Raw genomic sequence first — 18,005 nt, 5'->3', positions numbered from 1 at the left:
GTTTATCCTCGCGTCGGCCTAGAGTAGCCGCCCGCCGGCGACCTTCTGCATCTTCCGGCGAATTGCCGCGTTCCCGCCCTCGACTCCGATCACTCCGGCCGGCCCGGGAAACACGACCCCCTCGGCGATGCTGTCCTGCGTTTGCCGGATCCGCTTCGCGGTCCTGGGCAGGTACCACGGCGTCGCCGTGAAGCCGAGCACCAGATGAGGCAGTTCGGGCAGGTGTTGCACACGCTTGCGCACCAGCCAGGCCTTGCGCAAGCCGGGCACGCCGGCGAGTTGCCGGCGCAGCGCCGCGACCGCCGCGTCGCTGAGGCCGTGCGCTTCGAAAGTGTCCTGCGCGCTGATCTGCTGGCGCTCCTCCCGTGCGCGGTAGAGCAGTTCCTGGCGCTCGCGCCAGCGCTGCTGCCAGCGCGCGGCCTCGACCTCGCGGCCGTGTCTGAGGTGGAAGTCGCGCAGCAGCGCCGCGCCGGGGGCGATGGCCTCGGGGTCGCGCACCATCGCCGACTCGACGAGCGCGATGCCGGCATCGTCGTCAACCTGCAGCAGGCTCAGGCCGAGCGCGTACGCCACCGGCGCGTGCTCGGGATCCTCCGCGTGCAACGCCTGCAACTGTTCGCGTGCGGCGGCTTCGCCGCTGCCGACTTCGTCGGTCAGCAAGGCACGCTGGTAACGCTCGTCGAAGTTCAGCTCGCCGGCCGCGGCGCGCGCGTCGAGCGCGGCGAGCGACCGGCGCTGTTCCTGGACCTGCTGATGGCGCTGTTCCCAGGCGCTGCGGATCGCCTCCTGCCAATGGCGGTCAAACGCCTCGGTAATCGGCGCGAGAGCCGGGCCCAGCAGCAGATCGGCCGCTTGGCCCGGCTGCGGCAGCGCCAGGCGAGCCTGCTCGGCGAGGGCGTGCAGCCGGTCGACGAGCGCGGGATGCGTGTCGGCCACCGACGTCCTGCGTGCCAGGGCCTCGCTCAGCCAGCGAGCCAGGTCGGATTCGTTTACGCCGCCGGTCATCGCGCCGCCCATCGCGGCAAACGGCGAGAACCGGGGTTGCGCGTGATCGTTGGCCTGCTTGTGCAGATCGGGCCAGAAGCGGTTCTCCAGGAAGTTCCCCAGCACATTGACCGTGGTCAGTGCCGCCGCCGCCGCGGTCGGTGAAGTCAGGCGCGCGGAATTCCGGTCGGCCTCGTACTCGTTGGCACGCGCCAACGGAAAGGACACCGCGCTGAAGTACGGCACGTAGCGGCTGAAGAACGGGCGGAACACGAAGCCGGCGGCCGACTGGGCCTGCTGCAGTCGCGCCGCCAGTTGTGCCCAGCCGAGCCGCAGACGATAGACCCAGTTACCGAGCGCCGCGTGGCCGCCCGCCAGATGGCCGAGTTCGTGCGCGAGCACGGCGGCGAATTGTTCTCGGCTCAGGGCCTTCATCAGCGGCAGGCCGATCAACAAATAGTTGCGGTGCCATCCGAGGACGCCCAGCCGCGGAATCTGCACGACCGCGGCGTTGAAATCGTCGCTGATCCGCACATGGTCGAAGCCGCCGCTGACCTGCAACGCGCGCTGCAGGTCGTCGAGCAGGGCAAAGAGTTCCGGCGCCTCGGCACGCGAAACCTCGCGGCCCGCGGGCGGGTCGAGTTTGACCCACATCGCCCGCACCACCAGCCAGAAAAACGCGCCGAAGACGATCGCCAGCTTGATGCCGGCGGCCGCCGCCTTGGTGATCAGCGCCAGCGAGGCGAGCAGCAGCAGGGTCGAACCCGCCAGCACCAGGGCAATGTAGGCATAGCCGGCGACGGCCAGCAGCAGCACCTTGCGCCGGTAACCGGCAGGATGGCGCGCCTGCTCGGCCTCCAGGCGGGCGACCAGGGATTCGAACTGCTCGTCGGTCATGGGTTTGCTGCGCGCCAAAGGGTGCGGGATTCGGGTGCGGGTTTCAAGGCTATGGCCCGGAGTATCGCCGGCCGTAGCCGCCGCCGTCAATCGCAGCCGGGCCGCCGCATGCCCCAGCGGTCCCTGCGGCGGTCGGCGACAGGCATCGATCGATGCGCCGGAGGCTTGCGGGCATCGTGATCACAGTAAAATGGCCAATGTTTCGAGAACGGTACCGACATCCATACCCGAGGAGTTCCTAGAGATGATCCACAAGCCCTTGCTGGTCCTTGCCCTGGCCCTTGTGTTGCCGTCCGCGGCCACCGCCCAGCCGACCGGGGCGCCGGGCAACCCCACCAAGCCTGCCGCGCGCGAGTACGTTCCCGGCATGCGCGCATATTACGAACCGGATCGAGTACAGCGCGAAGGCGACAGGGTCAGTTTTACGCTCTATCGATCCGCCGTTCCCGAGACCCCGGATGCGCTGGACAAGTTCCAGATCGATTGCAAGACCCGCGAGGCCGCAGTCATCACCGAAGGCCAGGCCACGCCGCCCGCCCGGGTGCTCGCCGGCGAGGCGCTCTACCCGATCGGCAAGAAACTGTGCGAATGGGATCAGAAGGGCTTCTTCCAGAAGTTGCTCGATTAAGTGCTCGCTCCAGAGCCCGGACCGGCGCGCCGGCGCCATTGCCGGGAAGCGATGATCACCGCCGCCAGTCCCTGCGCATGACCGGTCACCGCCGCGGTCACTGCAGGTGGCGCTTCGCAGGTGGTGCCTGATTCACCGTGGCAATCAGCAGCGTCGGAAGGGCGGGTCAGGGGCAATGCGTCCGGCCCTGCACACACAGGCAGACCCGGTCCCGGCCGTTGTTCTTGGCGGCGTAGAGCGCCTTGTCCGCCGCCAGCAGCATGTTTTCCTCACTCGCCATGCCCGCCTCGCGACTGGCGACACCGATGCTGACCGTGAACTGGATCTCCACGCCGGCAATGATGATGCGCAGCGCCTTCACCATCCGGCGCAGGCGCTCGGCGGCCAGCAGGGCAACCCGCGCATCCGCGTTGTGACACACCAGCAGGAACTCCTCGCCGCCGATGCGGCTGACGATGTCGTCCTTGCGGGCGGAGTTCTGGATCGCCCTGGCGACTTCCTGGAGGACCTGATCGCCCACCGCATGACCGTGCTGGTCGTTGATCGACTTGAAGCGATCCACGTCGATCATCAGCGCCGCCACCGGCTGAGTGGTGCGCTGGGAAGCATTCCAGAATCGGGTGAGCGCCGCCATGCCGGCACGTCGATTGGGCAGGCCGGTCAACACGTCGGTCATCGCCGCGTGTTGGAGTCGCCGGTTGCTGATCGCCAGTTCCGCGGCGAACTCCTTGAGTTGTGCCCGATCGCCTTCCCAGGCTTCGAGCAACTTCACATAGTGCAGGGCCGCCCGCATCCGGGCACCGAGGGCGCGCCCATTCACCGGTTTGACCAAGTAATCGTCTACCCCGGCCTCGAAGGCCTCGATGATCTTGCCCTCGGTTTCCTCACCGGTCAGCATGATGACGTACATCGACTGGCCCCAGTCGGTGGCGCGCAGCGCACGGCAGAACTCCAGACCGTCCATGATCGGCATCAGCCAGTCGGTAATGACGATCTGCGGCATGACCTGCAGCGCCAGAGACAGGGCCTGCTGGCCATTTTCGGCGGTGTACACGGCGCCACCGAGCAGGTGGCACAGCACGCCTTCGGTCAGCATGCGCGTCGTCGGTTCGTCTTCCACCAGCAACACCCGCGCACGCACGTGGCCCTTCGCAGTTTCCTGTTCGGGTCGCGGCACCGGGGCATTGGCCATGGCGTCGAATGACGGCAGTGGGCCGACCGGGATCTTCAGCAACTCCGCCCATTCGTGCCAGATCCGAACCACCCGGTCGAAGACCTCCCCAAGACCCGTCGCATCCAGCCCGATCTTGCTGCCCAGGAGCATCAGTTCAGAGATGTTTCCGTGGCGTTCGGTCACCGCTGACAGACCGAGATCCGCCATCCGTCTCGCCTGGAAGAACAGATGAGTCAGTTGGCAAGGCCGCGAGCCGTCGGAAAAGCCTGCAGTTTCCGGTTGTTCGTGAAAATGGAGCGGCTCGGCCAGCGCCTTGGGGAAACCGCAATCGGCAATAATGACGGCGGTGACTTCAGCGTGATCGAGACCCAGCCGCTCGCGCTCCAGTTCCAGCAGCGCCACACCGTGGCACTCCTCTGCCAGTATCGCCGCGTACTCGGCAGGGTAGACCGTGACCAGCGCCAGGCGACCAATCTGGGCCAAGAGACCACAGGCGAACAGCTCGTCAGGCGACGCCGCTCGCACCATCTTGCCCAATTCCTGGCCGGCCACCGCCATGAACAACGAGTGCGACCAGAAAGCCGAATAGTCAAAAGAGGAGCACGGGCCCTGCAGGTGCTGGTCGACCAGGGAAAACCCCATCGCCAGTTGGCGAACGGCAGTCATTCCCAGGCGTAGCACGGCCTCGCGGATCGAGGCCACGGGCCGGCCGCCGTTTGCTGCCGCATTGCACAGCCGCAACAGCCGGCTCGACAGGGCGGGATCGGTCTGCACCACCCGCGCCACCTCATCGAGAGTCGCCTCCTCGCGCCGGCTCATCTCCATTACCGCCAGTGCCACCCCCTTGGGGCTGGGCAGTTGGCCACTGATCCGCAGTTGTTCGATCTTGCTCATGTTCTTCCGCAGCTGATTGCCGATTGTTCACCATCGCTCAGCGCGCAGTTTATCCTAAATTCCTCTGTTAACCCGCGGCAAGTGCGAGACTTGGGGGAGCCACAGGCGTAGGAGGAGATGCTTTCGGTCTAGCGTTGATGATTTTGTCGACGATGTAGCGGACAAGCGCCGGCCAGCGGCCAGCTTTTGGCAACTGAGGCGCACTTGCCAGAACATGGTCAAGACCCTTGCGGACATTGACGATCATCGCCTTGATTTGGTCCCCCGCCGCATGGGAGAGCGTGAGCAGCAAGCGAGACTGGCCGGCGTGCTCGGTCAGGCGGCCCACCCCGGCGAGCAACATCGGGCGACTGGTGATCGCTTCCAGGCGTGTCTTCGGATGCGCCAGGCGAACATACCAACTCCACCAGTTGTAGATCAGCGCCACCGCTCGCGCCGAGAGGTTGCAGCGCTCCAGGTCCTGCGTGGTGTAGCCGCCCCAGCCCCATTGATTTTTCAGTTCGTCGAAGCCATTTTCACAATCGGCCCGATCCCGATACAACTGGCCCATGGCTTCTGTCGAGTAGTCCGCGTTCGTGACCAGGACGGCGTATTCCCAGAGTTTGGCCCTCTCCGAATGGTCGAGGAACTGCAACTCGGGCTGGGTGCTCTCGTTGCTCGCTTCGGCGACCAGGCTGGACTTGACGCGTCGCCGTAGCACCACAACACGCCGCGCGCGAGTCCAGCCCGCCAATTGGAGTTCGGCTTCCACCGCGTCAAAACCCTGGCCGACACCCTGCCAGTCGCTGCGCCGCCAGAGCCGCTCGATCAGGCGCTTGACCCCAGCCGTTTGCTTGAGCTTGAAGAGATAGCGCTGCCCTATCTCTTCCATCTCGGCCATCATGCCTTCATTGCCGAAGGCGATGTCGCCGCGCACCAGGACGGGACGTTCCTCAACAGCGAGTCGTTCGAGCAGCAGGCGTAGCCGGGGCCGGCTATATTTCCCGGCAATGGCTTTGCCGCCTTGCACTTCCACATCAAGCACCAAACGCAGATTGCCGATCCAGTAGGTGTGCAGTGTATGACTGGGCCGTCCCGGTTTCGTGGGGTTGTATCCGACCTCGGCGCCCGCCTGGTGGCCGTAGAGCAATTTGATGGTCGTGTCGACGTCGAGAATCCAGGGCGTACGGAGCGCTTCGCGGCTGCTCTCCGAAAGCGCCGTGTCCATCCATGCCGTACTCTTTGCCAGTTGCGCCGCCCGGGCAGCACGCGCTTCGCCGCGGCACGGCTTGGCTTGGTTCGGCGCCAGATGCGCCAGGGCGCGGCGCAGACTTTCATCGCTGATGATCTTGTTCATGCCGAGAATCTGCGGCGCGACCTCGTCGCCGCGTAGCCCGGTCACATGCGCATACCGCCGCTGGCCATCCAGTATCGACAACATCCAGGTGCCGAGAACGTCGACCGACTCGGGTGCGTTGGAGCTGGTGTAGGCCATCGGACACCCCCCCAGCCAACGGGTGAATAGGCCCGAGACTTCGAGGAATTCGGCAAAGAACGGCAACTGCCCCAGGGCCGTGGCACTTCCCCCTTCGTCCCAGCGAACGTGGAATCGCCCACCAAGCGTCGCCACACGCATCTCCAGCGCCGTCTGCTCGATCTCTTGCAAGGCACCATCCACCGCCTTGACCAGCTCTTTTCGCTCGAAATCCAACTCACCCATTGGGTGACCCTCCCGATTCGCCGGAAACCCTCACCAGCACTCAGTTTGCAGCAATTCTTGCTCTTTCAACTGAGGAAAATAGGTTTATATGCTTTCCTTTCCAAGGTATCGCCGCCCAGACGGTCATGGATTAGTCAGTCACCCCGGAAGATGAAAACCCTGCTGTTTCCCGCTCTCCCGAACCTGCTCCCGCCAGCCTGCCGGTGCAACGCTGCGGACGCATCGGTGCAAGCGGCAAATTGCATCGTACCGCCTTGAGCCGGGAATCGACTGTCCCGGCGGGTGCCCCCGACGTTCCTCGTACCCGCAACGCGGCTTACGCCGTCGGTTCCATCTGCTCGGCGGGAATGAAGGGAATCAGGCCCTTCGCGAAGGCCAGCCGCTGCAACTCGATGGGGGCATGTCGGATGTCGACCAGCACACCATCGATGTTTAGCATCCACACCAGAGGATTCCGGGCGAGTCGGCTGGGCAGGGTCCAGTCCGGTGACAGCGAGCCCATCTTGAGCATTTCCCGGATTTCCCTGGATTTGTTCTGCCCGGTGCTCTCGGCAACACCGAAGAACTGGAAGATCGCACTCGGCCGGCAGTGCGGCGTCTGTGCCGGGTCATCGAGAAAATTGATCCGCCCGACCGCGTGCACTGCCGCCGCCGCCCAGACCTTCTCCGTACCGCGCAACAGCGGCGAGGGCCGTTTCCTGGCCAGGGTGCCGACCAGGCGATGGATCAACTGACGGTATTCGTCGTTGAGCGCGTGCTCGCAGAAGGCGTCGGTCAGCGCCGTGACGGCAGCGAACTTTTCGGCCATCGCTTGGGGGATTCTCTGGGACATGGAAGGGTCACCTGTGAAATTGCGAAAACGCGATTCTTGCAGATCGGCGCGCCAAGAGCCAGGCGCCGCGATCCCGACCAGGCGACGGCGTTGCGCGTCGTCGCGGCCGCAGCAGACCCGCGGCTGAACGGTCAACTCCCCGCCCTGGCCATCGGCTATGCTTGCATGCTTTGCCGACGCGCGCAGCCCTGCCCATGACCGTCGAAACAGCGTATCGGCAAGCATCCAGGCCGCTTGAGCCAGTGCGGCAAACGCCCGGCGTCCTGGTTCACCCTGGTGGGCGACGCCGGGTGACAAGCGCCGTTCGGGCAGGCAAACCGCCGGTGGTGGCCAGATGGCCGGGTAGCGGGTAGACTGCGCGGCATCGTGATCATCGCCGATGATGATTACCGTCGGCGGCTCTCGACCGCGACGGCGAGGTCACGCAACTCGAAGATTCGGAAGGACAGAGATGAATCCTTGTCGCTGCAAACTATTCCGGCATGCCCACGGCGGGCGCCCGCCAACGAGAGTCACGCACCACCGGCAAGCGCGCGCGGTCATTCCGCGGCGCCACCCCGCCGCGCCGGGCAACTGACGCGACGAGCCGGACCGGCAAGCCGCGCGTGCCCATGCCAGGGAATCCCCGCCGTTTTACCACCTTCGTGCTGATCGCGATGCTGGTGGCGCTCGGGGCGTTCGCCACCACCGCCTACGTGGTGTGGCGGTTGCGCGCGAAAACCGTCGACCAGCAGCTCGCCACGGCGGCGCTCACCGCGCGTGCGCTGGAAGACCACCTGACCCAGAGCTTCAACATCATCGAGCGCACGCTGCTGAATGTGGCCGAGGAATATCGGGCCGCCGACGACCTCGCGATCGCGCTGCGGCAGGCCCCCTATCTCCGCTCTGTAGCCTTGTTGGGAAAGTCCGAGCAGGTGGTCGCCAGTTCCACCGCCGGCAATGTCGGCGTGCGGCTGACGCGGGCCGATTTCCTGCCGCAAACGGCCGCTCCGGTCGAGGTGCTGCGCATCGGCTTGCCGCAGGAGGGGCGTGACCTTTACGACGTCCGCCCGATCGCTCTTGACCGCACAATCCCCGGCGTCAGCTTCATTCCGGTCGCACGTGACGTGCGCGTCGCTGGCGACGGCTGGACGACGGTTGTAGCGGCGGTGAACACCGACTACTTCCTGAATTTCTACAGCAACCACCTTGCCGCCGGCGAGGGTCTGGTGCAACTCCTGCGTTATGACGGACGTCTGCTGCTGAGTACCGATGAAAGCGAGCGACCGGGGACGCCGGGCGGCAGCGAGCAGGTGCTGGCGCGCATGGTCGAAAAGGAAGCCGGCCAGTTCCAGGCGGTGGCGGAAAACGGCCGGGCGGTATTGACCGCCTATCGCGTCTCCCTCGCCTACCCCTTTGTGCTGGTGGTGCGCCTGGACCAGGAACGGGCGTTGGCCGGCTGGCGCGAGGAGGCGATCAACGCCTTCGGCATCGTCGGCGCCATCCTGCTCGCCGCTCTGGCCGTCGCCGCGCTGTATTACGCGCGTTTCGAACGGATCAGCCGCGCCCAGGCGCTCGACCAGCAGCGGCTGCGTATCGCCGCCACGGCCTTCGAGTCCCAGATAGGCCTGCTGGTGACCAACGCCGACGCGGTCATTCTGCAGGTCAACCGGGCCTTCACGGATATTACCGGTTATGCAACCGACGAGGCAGTAGGCCAGGACATGAGTTTTCTCCAGTCGGGCCAGCACGCTGCCGCCTGCTACGCCGCCATGCTAGCGAGCGTGGAAAGTAGCGGCGCCTACGCCGGCGAGATCGTCAACCGGCACAAGGATGGCACGCTGCATCCGCACTTTCTGCGTATCACCGCGGTACACGGCGACGATGGACGCGTCTCGCATTACGTCGGCGCCCTGACCGACATCAGCGAGCGCAAGCTGGCCGAGGAATCCCTGCTGACCCTCTCGCGGGCGGTCGAGCAAAGTCGGGCGTGCATCGTCATTACCGACCCCGACGCCAACATCAAGTACGTCAATCCGATCTTCGAGGAGACCACCGGCTATACCTTCGCCGAAGTGGTCGGGAAGAATCCAAGGATCCTTGGCGCGGGCGAAAGGTCGGCGGCGGAATACGCGGAAATGTGGGCCGTGCTGATGGCCGGCAACACCTGGCACGGAGAATTTCACAATCGCCGCAAGGATGGCACGCTGTTTTGGGAACTGGCGTCGATTTCGCCCGTACATAACGAGGACGGCGAGCTGGTCCATTTCGTCGCGGTCAAGGAAGACATCACCGCCCGCAAGCAGGCCGAACAGGAAATCGGCGAACTGAATCGCGACTTTGTGTCGTTTCTGGAAAACACCACGGATTTCATTTACTTCAAGGATGGCAACAGCCGCTTCCGTTTTTGTAGCCAGGCCCTCGCCAGGGTCACCGGGTACGCCAGTTGGCGTGACATGGTCGGCAAGCGCGACCGCGACGTCTTTCCCGCAGACATCGCGCAGATTCACCACGAAGACGAATGGCAGATCGTCCGCCAGGGCCGACCGCTACTGAACAAGATCGAGGCCTACCAGGATGCGGACGGCAACCCGGGATGGATCAGCACCAACAAATGGCCGCTGACGGATCATGACGGAACCGTGACCGGCATGTTCGCGATCAGCCGCGACATCACCCGGAGCATGGCCTACGAAAGCGAGCTGCAGCAGGCCAAGCTGTCGGCCGAAGCGGCCAACATCGCCAAGAGCCGCTTTCTGGCGGCCATGTCGCATGAAATTCGCACGCCGATGAATGGCATTCTGGGCATGGCGCAGATGCTCCTGATGCCGAACACGACGGCGGGCGAGCGCACGGACTACGCACGCACCATCCTCACTTCCGGCCGAACCTTGCTCGCCCTGCTCAACGACATCCTCGACCTGTCGAAAATCGAGGCCGGCAAGATCGAGCTCGAAAACACCGTCTTCGCGCCCGCGCAACTGATGCGGGAAACACAAGCCCTGTTCGCCGGCTCGGCCAGGGACAAGGGCCTTGAGTTGCGTGCTCACTGGCGCGCCGCGCCCACGCAGCGTTACCGTTCCGACGTCCACCGCCTGCGCCAGATGCTCAGCAATCTGGTCGGCAACGCCATCAAATTCACCGCGCAGGGTGGCGTCCGCATCGAGGGTAGCGAGGTCGAACGTTTGGGCGACTCGGCGCTGCTCGAGTTCTCGGTCAGCGATACCGGCATCGGTATTCCCGCCGAGAAGATCGATCTGCTGTTCAAGCCGTTCTCGCAGGCCGACAGCTCGACGACGCGTGAATTCGGCGGCACCGGTCTGGGCCTGTCGATCGTGAACAGCCTGGCCAAACTGATCGGTGGCGACGTTGGCGTCGACAGCGTTCCCGGCAAGGGTTCGCGCTTCTGGTTCCGCGTGCGCGTCGAGGTTGTTGGCGCAGGCGTCGACAGCGCTGTCGTCGTCGACGCTGGCGACGATCGCGCCGCTGCGGCAATGGCGCGCCCGCTACGGCGTGGTCACGTGCTGGTGGCCGAGGACAACGCGGTCAATCGCCTGGTCATCGAGGCGATGCTGGGCAAGCTCGGCCACCGGGTCAGTCTGAAGGAGAATGGCCAGGAGGCGGTCGGCGCCATCCTCGACGACCAGCCGTTCGACCTGGTGCTGATGGATCTCTCGATGCCGGTGCTGGACGGTTGCGGCGCGACCGAGGAAATCCGGCGCTGGGAGGCGGAAAACCAGCGGCCGCGCCTGCCGATCATTGCCTTCACCGCCGGCGCCTTCGACGAAGACCGGGTGCGCAGTCTCGCGGCGGGCATGGACGACTTCCTCACCAAGCCGGTCAATCGGGATGCACTGCAGGGCTTGCTGGACAAGTGGCTGCGCCCGCCGCCGGCCTGAAACCGCAGGTGCGCCGCCGGCGTCAGCGCGGCAGCACGATGCCGGCGAAGATCTGGAGATCGTCGGCCGCATCCAGCGCATGACCGCGAACGTATCGGCTGTGATCGCACAGCCCGGCGGTGACGGCCTCGACGACGGCCTGACGGCTGGAGACCGCGCGGCAGGTCCGAGCAAGGTGCGCGAGACCGAGCAGGGCGTTGCCGCGGACGTACTCGTCGGCGTGCCGCGCCAGGGCAAGGCAGATGTTCTCCGCCCACTCCGGCCCGCAGGCCGGGGCTTCGAGGCCGACGCTGACCGGGACATAACGAATCTCGCGTGCATCTCCGCGGTCGAGCACCGCCTCGGCATCGGCTCTCGTCCAACCGTCGACGAGGGGATTCATGTGCCGTGACCTGCGGGAGTGAGGGATGGCCAGCGCGGGCCGCGCGGGTCGATATCCCTGCTCATGAGTCGACCAGGATTTCGACCCGCTCCTTGCCCCGACCGATGTTGTTGCGCTTGAGCCGGATGGAGCCGACCTCGCCGGTGCGCCGCACGTGCGTTCCGCCACACGGCACGCGCGCAAAGCCGTCGATCTGCCAGTATCGGCGCTCGTTGGCCATGTCTTCGAATGCACTGGTAATGACCAGGTCGGCCTGCACGATGGCGTTGGCCGCGCTTGCAATGCCCGCGAGCCGCGGCGAAATGCTCTCCGGCCACGCAAAATCGATGCGCGCCTTGTCCTGCGCGATGTGCGCGCCGATCTTGCCGACGCCGGGCAGGGCGCGGTAGAACAGTTCAAGCACCAGCTCCGCAGCGAAATGCAGCCGCATCAGCCGATAGCGGCGTGTCCAGTCGATCTCCACTTCCACCGTTTGACCCGCGGCCAGGCCGTGCCCTTCCGGGAGCGTATGGACGATGGCGGTTCCCTCCGCCTGCGCCCGCAGTACCGGGTAGCCGGCGATGGTGCCCTGGTCGCTCTCCTGCCCTCCCGAAAAGGCGAAGAAGATCGTGGACCGCAGCGTGACGTCGCTGTCTGCAACCGAGGCAACGCAGGTCAGGTGCCGCGATAGATAGGGGTCAATCCAGAACTGTTTGATGGTCACGCGCTGTTCCTGGCATGGTGCAGCCCCATTCTAAGCCGGGTTCGAGTCCCCTGCGACTTTCAGTGCGGTGCCGTGGGCGAGAAAGTGATTGAGCCGCGATTCCCAATCCTGCATGAACTGACGATAGAAGTCCTCGCTGAATGCGGCGACAAACGCGTCCCCCGATGGTCCCAGACTGGTGTGCGTGTAGCTGATCTCGGCGTCGCTCCCGGTCGCGGTGGCCCGCAACTGGATCGTCAGTCGGCAGGCCGTGACCAGGGGCGTGATCTTGAGCATTTCAACAAAGCCTGTCGCGCGCTCGTGACGCGTGATGTACCAGACGGCGTCGAGCGGCCCGGCAGCGGTGGTGAACACGCAATCGGCTTCCGCGACACCCGAAGTCGAAACGACCCGGGCCGGATCCCAGCCTTCGATCCACTCCGCTTCACGCACCGGGCACAACAGCGGAAAGACCGCGTCCGGACCGGCAATCAGACGCTGGGTATAGGTGCGCGTGGCGCGGATGGGCTTGCTGATCTGCATCGGCGGGGATGAAACCGGGTGGCTTGGTCAATCGGGTAATCGGTCGCAGCAAGGCCTTTGTCGGGCAAGCAGTGGCGCCGCTTACTGTTTGACCAGAGTCAGCATGCTGCGTTGGGCCGCGGTCACCATACTGAGCACCTCGGTGCGGTACGCTGCGGGATCGGAGATCGTCGCGGTGAAGGTGAATTGTGCGTCGGCGCCTGTCCCTGGGCCGGCGCCAAGGAAGGAACCCAGCAGGGCCGGCTTGCTCTTGGCCTCGGGCGTGGCAATGGCAAAGAAGTCGGTACCACCGGCGAGCGATTCACTGAAGGTCAACACGACATTGCCGTCCTTGGCTGGCGAGGCATTGTTACCGAAGTTGGTGGTGTAGCCCCCAGGCGCCGATTCACCCTTGGCATCCGCAGTTGGCGTGCGAAAGGCAATCCGCGATTGCCCCGCCAACAAGCCGACCTGTGCGAAAGCACTTCCCGTGTAGTTGTTGCGAGCTGTGCTGGAGAACCTATCGACGGACGCTTTGGTCGACCCGAGCGTCACGACGTAGGTCGCCTTGACCAGGTTGGCGTTGAGCTCCTTGGCCAAATCCACTTCCAGGCCAGGGAGGGCATAGGTTTCGCCGGTGCTGATGTTCGATGGCCCGCCTTCAGTCGAGCTCTTTTGTCCCCAGCCGTCCACCCAGCCCTGGATCAGGGTCTTCAACTGGACGCTGAACTTTCCCGTCTCGCGGTTGTAGGGGAGATAGGGCTTCAAGCCCGTCGCTCCGACCAGCACGGTATCGCCATTCAGGTTCGCGAACTTCGAAAAATTGGTTATGCCTGCCATCTGTATCATCTTTTGGTAAGTGGCACTGGCCAGTACTGTGGACTTGGGCAGTACCTCGAAGCCATTGGCGCTCAAATCAGCATTCAGTTGCACGTAGATGGCGTCGGTAATTTCGGCCAGTAATTTGGTGTCCATCTCCGGCATCTGCAAGATACTGGAGGCGTCCGTCTTGGCCGCGAACAAACCGCTGGTATTGGTCTTGTCTCCACCTGCAGATGCTTGAAACGACACCATGACGTTAGTGACGGCAACGCGCCTGGTCGCGGCCAGCGCTTCTGCAGAACTGTCGGTCATCACCGCCTTCACGGCCGTGGGCGCCTCGGCCCGACACAGGCTGGCAGCCATGATCGTGGACATGGAAAACGCTGTGATGGCCAAAATTTTTGCGCACATATGAAACCCCTTGTTGGTTGTTGGACTGAACCGCCGCGAGACCGGTCCTTATGGGGATTGTAGGGTGGGTCTGACCCAAGTCAATCGATTGCCATCCCGTCGCGGGTCCGGACGACGCTCCACGAAGCGCAGCGCAGACTGGCCGCGCATGATTTCACCCAAGTTTTTGCCGTGCTCAGTGTGCGAAACCGCCGGAACGTTCCTCTGTCCCTGGCGAGCGCACGGTCCACTGCTGCTACAGCAACACCCGTTCGATTCCCCCGTTGTTGGCCTTGCCGACGTAGTTCGCCATCCAGTCGGGGCCGAGCAGGTGCCTGACCATTTCGACGACGATGTAGTCGGCCTGGGTGTCGGCGTCGTCGTTGTAGCGCGACAGGCCCTGCAGGCACGAGGGGCAGGAGGTGAGGACCTTGATGTTGCCGGTGAAGTCGTCGGCGCGGAGTTTGCCGGCGCCTTTCTCGATTTCTTCCTGCTTGCGGAAGCGCACCTGCGTGGACACGTCCGGACGTGTGACTGCCAGCGTTCCCGATTCGCCGCAGCAGCGTTCGGAGAGCCTGACCGGCTGCCCGATCAGGCTGTTGACCACCTTGATGCCCGGCAGCGTGCGCATCGGTGCGTGGCAGGGGTCGTGATACAGATAACGCGTGCCGCTGACGCCGTCGAGCCTGACGCCTTTCTCCAGCAGGTATTCGTGGATGTCGAGCAGCCGGCAGCCGGGGAAGATCTGCTCGAAGTGGTATTTTTCGAGCTGGTCCATGCAGGTGCCGCAGGAGACGATGACCGTGCGGATGTCGAGATAGTTGAGGGTGTTGGCCACGCGGTGGAAGAGCACGCGGTTGTCGGTGGTGATGCGCAGGCCCTGGTCGGCCTCGCCGGCCGCGGTCTGCGGATAGCCGCAGCACAGGTAGCCCGGCGGCAGGACAGTCTGCGTGCCGATTTCGTAGAGGATCGCCTGCGTCGCCAGCGCGACCTGCGAGAACAGCCGTTCGGAGCCGCAACCCGGAAAGTAGAACACCGCGTCGCCGTCGTAGTCGGGGGCGCCGACCTTCTGCGGGTCGCGGATGATCGGCACGATCTTGTCATCCTCGATGTCGAGCAGGGCGCGCGCCGTGCGCTTCGGCAGCCCGCCGGGCATCGGCTTGTTGATGAAGTGGATGATCTGCGAGCGTAGCGTCGGTGCGCCGAGCGTCGCCGGTGGCTGCCGGGTCTGGCCCTGCACCAGGTGCAGCGACCTGGCCAGTCGGTAGCCCAGCCGCTGCGCGCGGTAGCCCCAGTCGATCATCAGTTTGCGCACCAGCTTGATCGTCGCCGGGTCCTTGATGGTCAGGAAGGCCATCGCCGCGGCTTTTGCCGGCACGAACTTCTTGCGTCCCTGTTCGCGCAGCAGGTTGCGCATGCGGATCGAGACATTGCCGAAATCGATGTCCACCGGGCAGGGTGTGACGCACTTGTGGCAGATCGTGCAGTGATCGGCGACGTCGTTGAACTCGTCGAAATGCCGCAACGAGACGCCGCGACGGGTCTGCTCCTCATAGAGGAAGGCTTCGATCAGCAGCGAGGTGGCGAGGATCTTGTTGCGCGGCGAGTACAGCAGGTTGGCGCGCGGCACGTGCGTCGAGCAGACCGGCTTGCACTTGCCGCAACGCAGGCAGTCCTTGACCATCGTCGAGATGTTGCCGATCTCGGACTGCTCCATGATCAGCGATTCGGTTCCCAGCAGCGAGAACGACGGGGTGTAGGCCCGGGCCAGGTCGGCGCCCGGCAGCAGCTTGCCCTTGTTGAAACGGCCTTCGGGGTCGACGCGCGCCTTGTATTCGCGGAACGGCCGGATTTCGTCCTCGGTGAGGAATTCGAGCTTGGTGATGCCGATGCCGTGCTCGCCCGAGACGACGCCGTCGAGTGCCCGCGCCAGCGCCATGATGCGTTCGACGACGGCATAGGCGGTCTGCAGCATTTCGTAGTGGTCGGAGTTGACCGGGATGTTGGTATGCACGTTGCCGTCGCCGGCGTGCATGTGCAGGGCGACGAACAGGCGGCTGCGCAGGATTTCCTGGTGGATGGCGGCGATGCGTTCGAGTACCGGCCGATAGACCAGGCCGTCGAAAATGTCTTCGAGCTGCGGCTTGAGCTCGCTTTTCCAGGATACGCGCAGCGAGTAATCCTGCAGGCGATGGAAGAGCGTCGGGTCGGCGGCGCGGTTGCGCAGCGTTTCCGCCGCGATCCCGAGGTCGGCGAAGCGGGCTTCGGCCTGTGGCAGCGGCAGGTCGAGATGGTCGAGCAGCCACTGCCAGCGGTTGCGCACCGCGGCGACGGCGTCCAGCGCCGCCGGGCGGCGTTCGCCGATCAGCAGTTCCTTGTCGAGCTCGGCGTCGCCGCGATGCAGTGGCAACTCGCCACGCAGGAAGGCGGTCAGCGCGTCGCACAGCGCCAGCTTGTTGCGGATCGAGAGTTCGATGTTGATGCGCTCGATGCCGTCGCAATACTCGCCCATGCGCGGCAGCGGGATGACCACGTCCTCGTTGAGCTTGAAGGCGTTGGTGTGGCGCGAGATGGCGGCGGTACGCGAGCGGTCGAGCCAGAATTTCTTGCGCGTCTCGGCGTCGATGGCGATGAAGCCCTCGGCGCTGCGCAGGTTGCACAGGCGCACCACCTCGGAGGCGGCGCGCATCACCGCCGCCTCGTCGTCGCCGACGAGGTCGCCGATCAGCACCATCTTCGGTCGTCCGGCGGTTTCCGCCTTGCGCTTGGCCTTGGTGGCGTAACCGACGGCGCGCAGGTAACGCTCGTCGAGATGTTCCAGGCCGGCGAGCAGAACGCCCGCGGTCCGGCCGGCGCCACCGGGTTTGAAGTAGTCGGTGATCTCGACGATCGCCGGCACCGCTTCGCGGACCTGCCCAAAGAATTCGAGGCAGACGGTGCGCGTGTGCTGCGGCATCTGATGCAGCACCCAGCGGGCGGCGACGATCAGGCCGTCGGTGCCTTCCTTCTGCACGCCGGGCAGGCCGGCCAGGAACTTGTCGGTGACGTCCTTGCCAAGCCCCGCCTTGCGGAAGCGTCGCCCCGGAATTTCCAGTATCTCCGGCGTGCCGTAGAGCGTCCTGCCGTCCTTGCGGAAGCGCCTGAGCTCGAAACGCGCGACCTCCTGTTCGTGAATCTTGCCGAAGTTGTGCTGCTGGCGGGTCACTTCCAGCACGTGCCCGCTGGCATCGACCATCCGCCACCAGGCCAGATTGTCGAGCGCCGTTCCCCAGAGCACGGCTTTCTTGCCGCCGGCGTTCATGGCGATGTTGCCGCCGATGCACGAGGCTTCGGCCGAGGTCGGGTCGACGGCAAACACCCGTTCGGCGGCTGCCGCGGCTTCCGATACGCGCGCGGTGACCACGCCGGCACCGGTGCGGATGGTCGCGCAGGGGCGGTCGCAGCCGGGCAGCAGCAGTTCCTCGACCGGACCGATGTCGATCAGCTTCTCGGTATTGATCACCGCCGAGAGCGCGGTCAGCGGGATGGCGCCACCGGTGTAGCCGGTGCCGCCACCGCGCGGGATGATCGTCAGCCCGAGTTCGATGCAGCCGCGCACCAGCGGCGCGATCTCTTCCTCGCTGTCCGGGTAGAGGACGACCAGCGGATATTCGATCCGCCAGTCGGTGGCATCGGTGACGTGCGCGACGCGTGCCAGGCCGTCGAAGGCGATGTTGTCGCGGCGAGTGTGCCGGGCCAGCAGCTTCCTGACCCGGGCGCGCAGCCTGGCGGTGTCGCGGAAGTGCTGTTCAAAGGCATCGACCGCGGCTTCGGCGGCGACGATCAGTTGCAACACCTTGGCGTTGCCCTGCCGACGTTTGTCGATCTCGCGCAATCGGTGGCGCAAGGCTTCGGCCAGGGCGGCGCGCCGGTCGCGGTTGGCCAGCAGGTCGTCTTCGAGGTAGGGGTTGCGTTGCACGACCCAGATGTCGCCCAGCACTTCATAAAGCATGCGTGCCGAGCGGCCGGTGACGCGTTCGGCACGCAATTCGTCGAGAATCGCCCATTTCTCGGGACCGAGGAGGCGGATGACGATCTCCCGGTCGGAGAACGACGTGTAGTTATAGGGGATCTCGCGCAGGCGTGCGTTCATGGTGCTCCCGGCTGCCGCCAAAGACTGGATTCTAGCTTACTGCGGTGCAGCATGACAGTCTGCCGATCAGCGACCAAGTGGGGCCAGAC

Annotated in this window: 11 protein-coding genes; 2 read left to right on the top strand and 9 right to left on the bottom strand. The window is 65.0% G+C overall.

Annotated elements, in window-relative coordinates; all coding sequences use genetic code 11:
- Positions 1-18: 18 nt before the first annotated feature.
- Positions 19-1,881, bottom strand: a complete 1,863-nt coding sequence (locus tag AC15MQ_RS07295; RefSeq protein WP_483079759.1) for a M48 family metalloprotease — start codon at positions 1,879-1,881, stop codon at positions 19-21.
- A gap of 244 nt (positions 1,882-2,125) precedes the next feature.
- On the opposite strand from AC15MQ_RS07295, the gene AC15MQ_RS07290 reads away from it, so the two are divergent.
- Positions 2,126-2,509 carry a hypothetical protein gene (locus tag AC15MQ_RS07290; RefSeq protein ID WP_332337509.1) on the top strand — a complete coding sequence of 128 codons (384 nt, stop codon included), beginning with the start codon at positions 2,126-2,128 and terminating at the stop codon, positions 2,507-2,509.
- 166 nt (positions 2,510-2,675) lie between these two features.
- On the opposite strand, the gene AC15MQ_RS07285 is transcribed toward AC15MQ_RS07290, so the two are convergent.
- The 3 genes from AC15MQ_RS07285 to AC15MQ_RS07275 all read right to left on the bottom strand — a co-directional run bounded on the left by AC15MQ_RS07285 (position 2,676) and on the right by AC15MQ_RS07275 (position 7,108).
- Positions 2,676-4,577, bottom strand: coding sequence for a GGDEF domain-containing response regulator (locus tag AC15MQ_RS07285; protein ID WP_483079758.1), 1,902 nt, complete (start codon positions 4,575-4,577; stop codon positions 2,676-2,678).
- 67 nt (positions 4,578-4,644) lie between these two features.
- The gene (locus AC15MQ_RS07280) at positions 4,645-6,276 is read right to left on the bottom strand and encodes a transposase (protein ID WP_287664039.1); all 1,632 of its coding nucleotides are present in this window, start codon (positions 6,274-6,276) and stop codon (positions 4,645-4,647) included.
- A 316-nt stretch (positions 6,277-6,592) separates the two neighbouring features.
- A complete protein-coding gene (locus AC15MQ_RS07275) occupies positions 6,593-7,108 on the bottom strand; it encodes a DUF6398 domain-containing protein (RefSeq protein WP_287667654.1) in 516 nt (171 codons plus the stop codon).
- A gap of 611 nt (positions 7,109-7,719) precedes the next feature.
- On the opposite strand from AC15MQ_RS07275, the gene AC15MQ_RS07270 reads away from it, so the two are divergent.
- Positions 7,720-10,986 (top strand): PAS domain S-box protein, encoded by a 3,267-nt coding sequence (locus tag AC15MQ_RS07270; RefSeq protein ID WP_483079757.1) that lies wholly within the window; start codon positions 7,720-7,722, stop codon positions 10,984-10,986.
- Positions 10,987-11,008: 22 nt separating this feature from the next.
- Here the strand turns inward: AC15MQ_RS07270 and AC15MQ_RS07265 are convergent, their stop codons facing one another.
- The 5 genes from AC15MQ_RS07265 to AC15MQ_RS07245 form a co-directional block, all read right to left on the bottom strand.
- Complete coding sequence (locus tag AC15MQ_RS07265; protein WP_287652237.1) at positions 11,009-11,368, bottom strand: hypothetical protein; 360 nt, start codon at positions 11,366-11,368, stop codon at positions 11,009-11,011.
- A gap of 61 nt (positions 11,369-11,429) precedes the next feature.
- On the bottom strand, positions 11,430-12,071 hold the full coding sequence (locus tag AC15MQ_RS07260; RefSeq protein ID WP_483079756.1) for an alanyl-tRNA editing protein: 642 nt from the start codon (positions 12,069-12,071) through the stop codon (positions 11,430-11,432).
- Between the two features lie 30 nt (positions 12,072-12,101).
- On the bottom strand, positions 12,102-12,593 hold the full coding sequence (locus AC15MQ_RS07255) for a hypothetical protein (RefSeq protein ID WP_483079755.1): 492 nt from the start codon (positions 12,591-12,593) through the stop codon (positions 12,102-12,104).
- A gap of 81 nt (positions 12,594-12,674) precedes the next feature.
- Positions 12,675-13,757, bottom strand: coding sequence for a hypothetical protein (locus AC15MQ_RS07250; RefSeq protein WP_483079754.1), 1,083 nt, complete (start codon positions 13,755-13,757; stop codon positions 12,675-12,677).
- Between the two features lie 283 nt (positions 13,758-14,040).
- The gene (locus tag AC15MQ_RS07245) at positions 14,041-17,916 is read right to left on the bottom strand and encodes a DUF3683 domain-containing protein (RefSeq protein WP_483079753.1); all 3,876 of its coding nucleotides are present in this window, start codon (positions 17,914-17,916) and stop codon (positions 14,041-14,043) included.
- Positions 17,917-18,005 lie beyond the last annotated feature (89 nt).

Source organism: Candidatus Accumulibacter propinquus (assembly GCF_056856495.1).
Note: the sequence above shows the minus strand (reverse complement) of the source record. Positions and strands in the feature narration are given on the sequence as shown.

Excerpts from the sequence above, each read along its gene's own strand:
- AC15MQ_RS07295 (WP_483079759.1), bottom strand. The coding sequence starts at position 1,881 with ATGACCGACGAGCAGTTCGAATCCCTGGTCGCCCGCCTGGAGGCCGAG.
- AC15MQ_RS07290 (WP_332337509.1), top strand. The coding sequence starts at position 2,126 with ATGATCCACAAGCCCTTGCTGGTCCTTGCCCTGGCCCTTGTGTTGCCG.
- AC15MQ_RS07285 (WP_483079758.1), bottom strand. The coding sequence starts at position 4,577 with ATGAGCAAGATCGAACAACTGCGGATCAGTGGCCAACTGCCCAGCCCC.
- AC15MQ_RS07280 (WP_287664039.1), bottom strand. The coding sequence starts at position 6,276 with ATGGGTGAGTTGGATTTCGAGCGAAAAGAGCTGGTCAAGGCGGTGGAT.
- AC15MQ_RS07275 (WP_287667654.1), bottom strand. The coding sequence starts at position 7,108 with ATGTCCCAGAGAATCCCCCAAGCGATGGCCGAAAAGTTCGCTGCCGTC.
- AC15MQ_RS07270 (WP_483079757.1), top strand. The coding sequence starts at position 7,720 with ATGCCAGGGAATCCCCGCCGTTTTACCACCTTCGTGCTGATCGCGATG.
- AC15MQ_RS07265 (WP_287652237.1), bottom strand. The coding sequence starts at position 11,368 with ATGAATCCCCTCGTCGACGGTTGGACGAGAGCCGATGCCGAGGCGGTG.
- AC15MQ_RS07255 (WP_483079755.1), bottom strand. The coding sequence starts at position 12,593 with ATGCAGATCAGCAAGCCCATCCGCGCCACGCGCACCTATACCCAGCGT.
- AC15MQ_RS07250 (WP_483079754.1), bottom strand. The coding sequence starts at position 13,757 with ATGGCTGCCAGCCTGTGTCGGGCCGAGGCGCCCACGGCCGTGAAGGCG.
- AC15MQ_RS07245 (WP_483079753.1), bottom strand. The coding sequence starts at position 17,916 with ATGAACGCACGCCTGCGCGAGATCCCCTATAACTACACGTCGTTCTCC.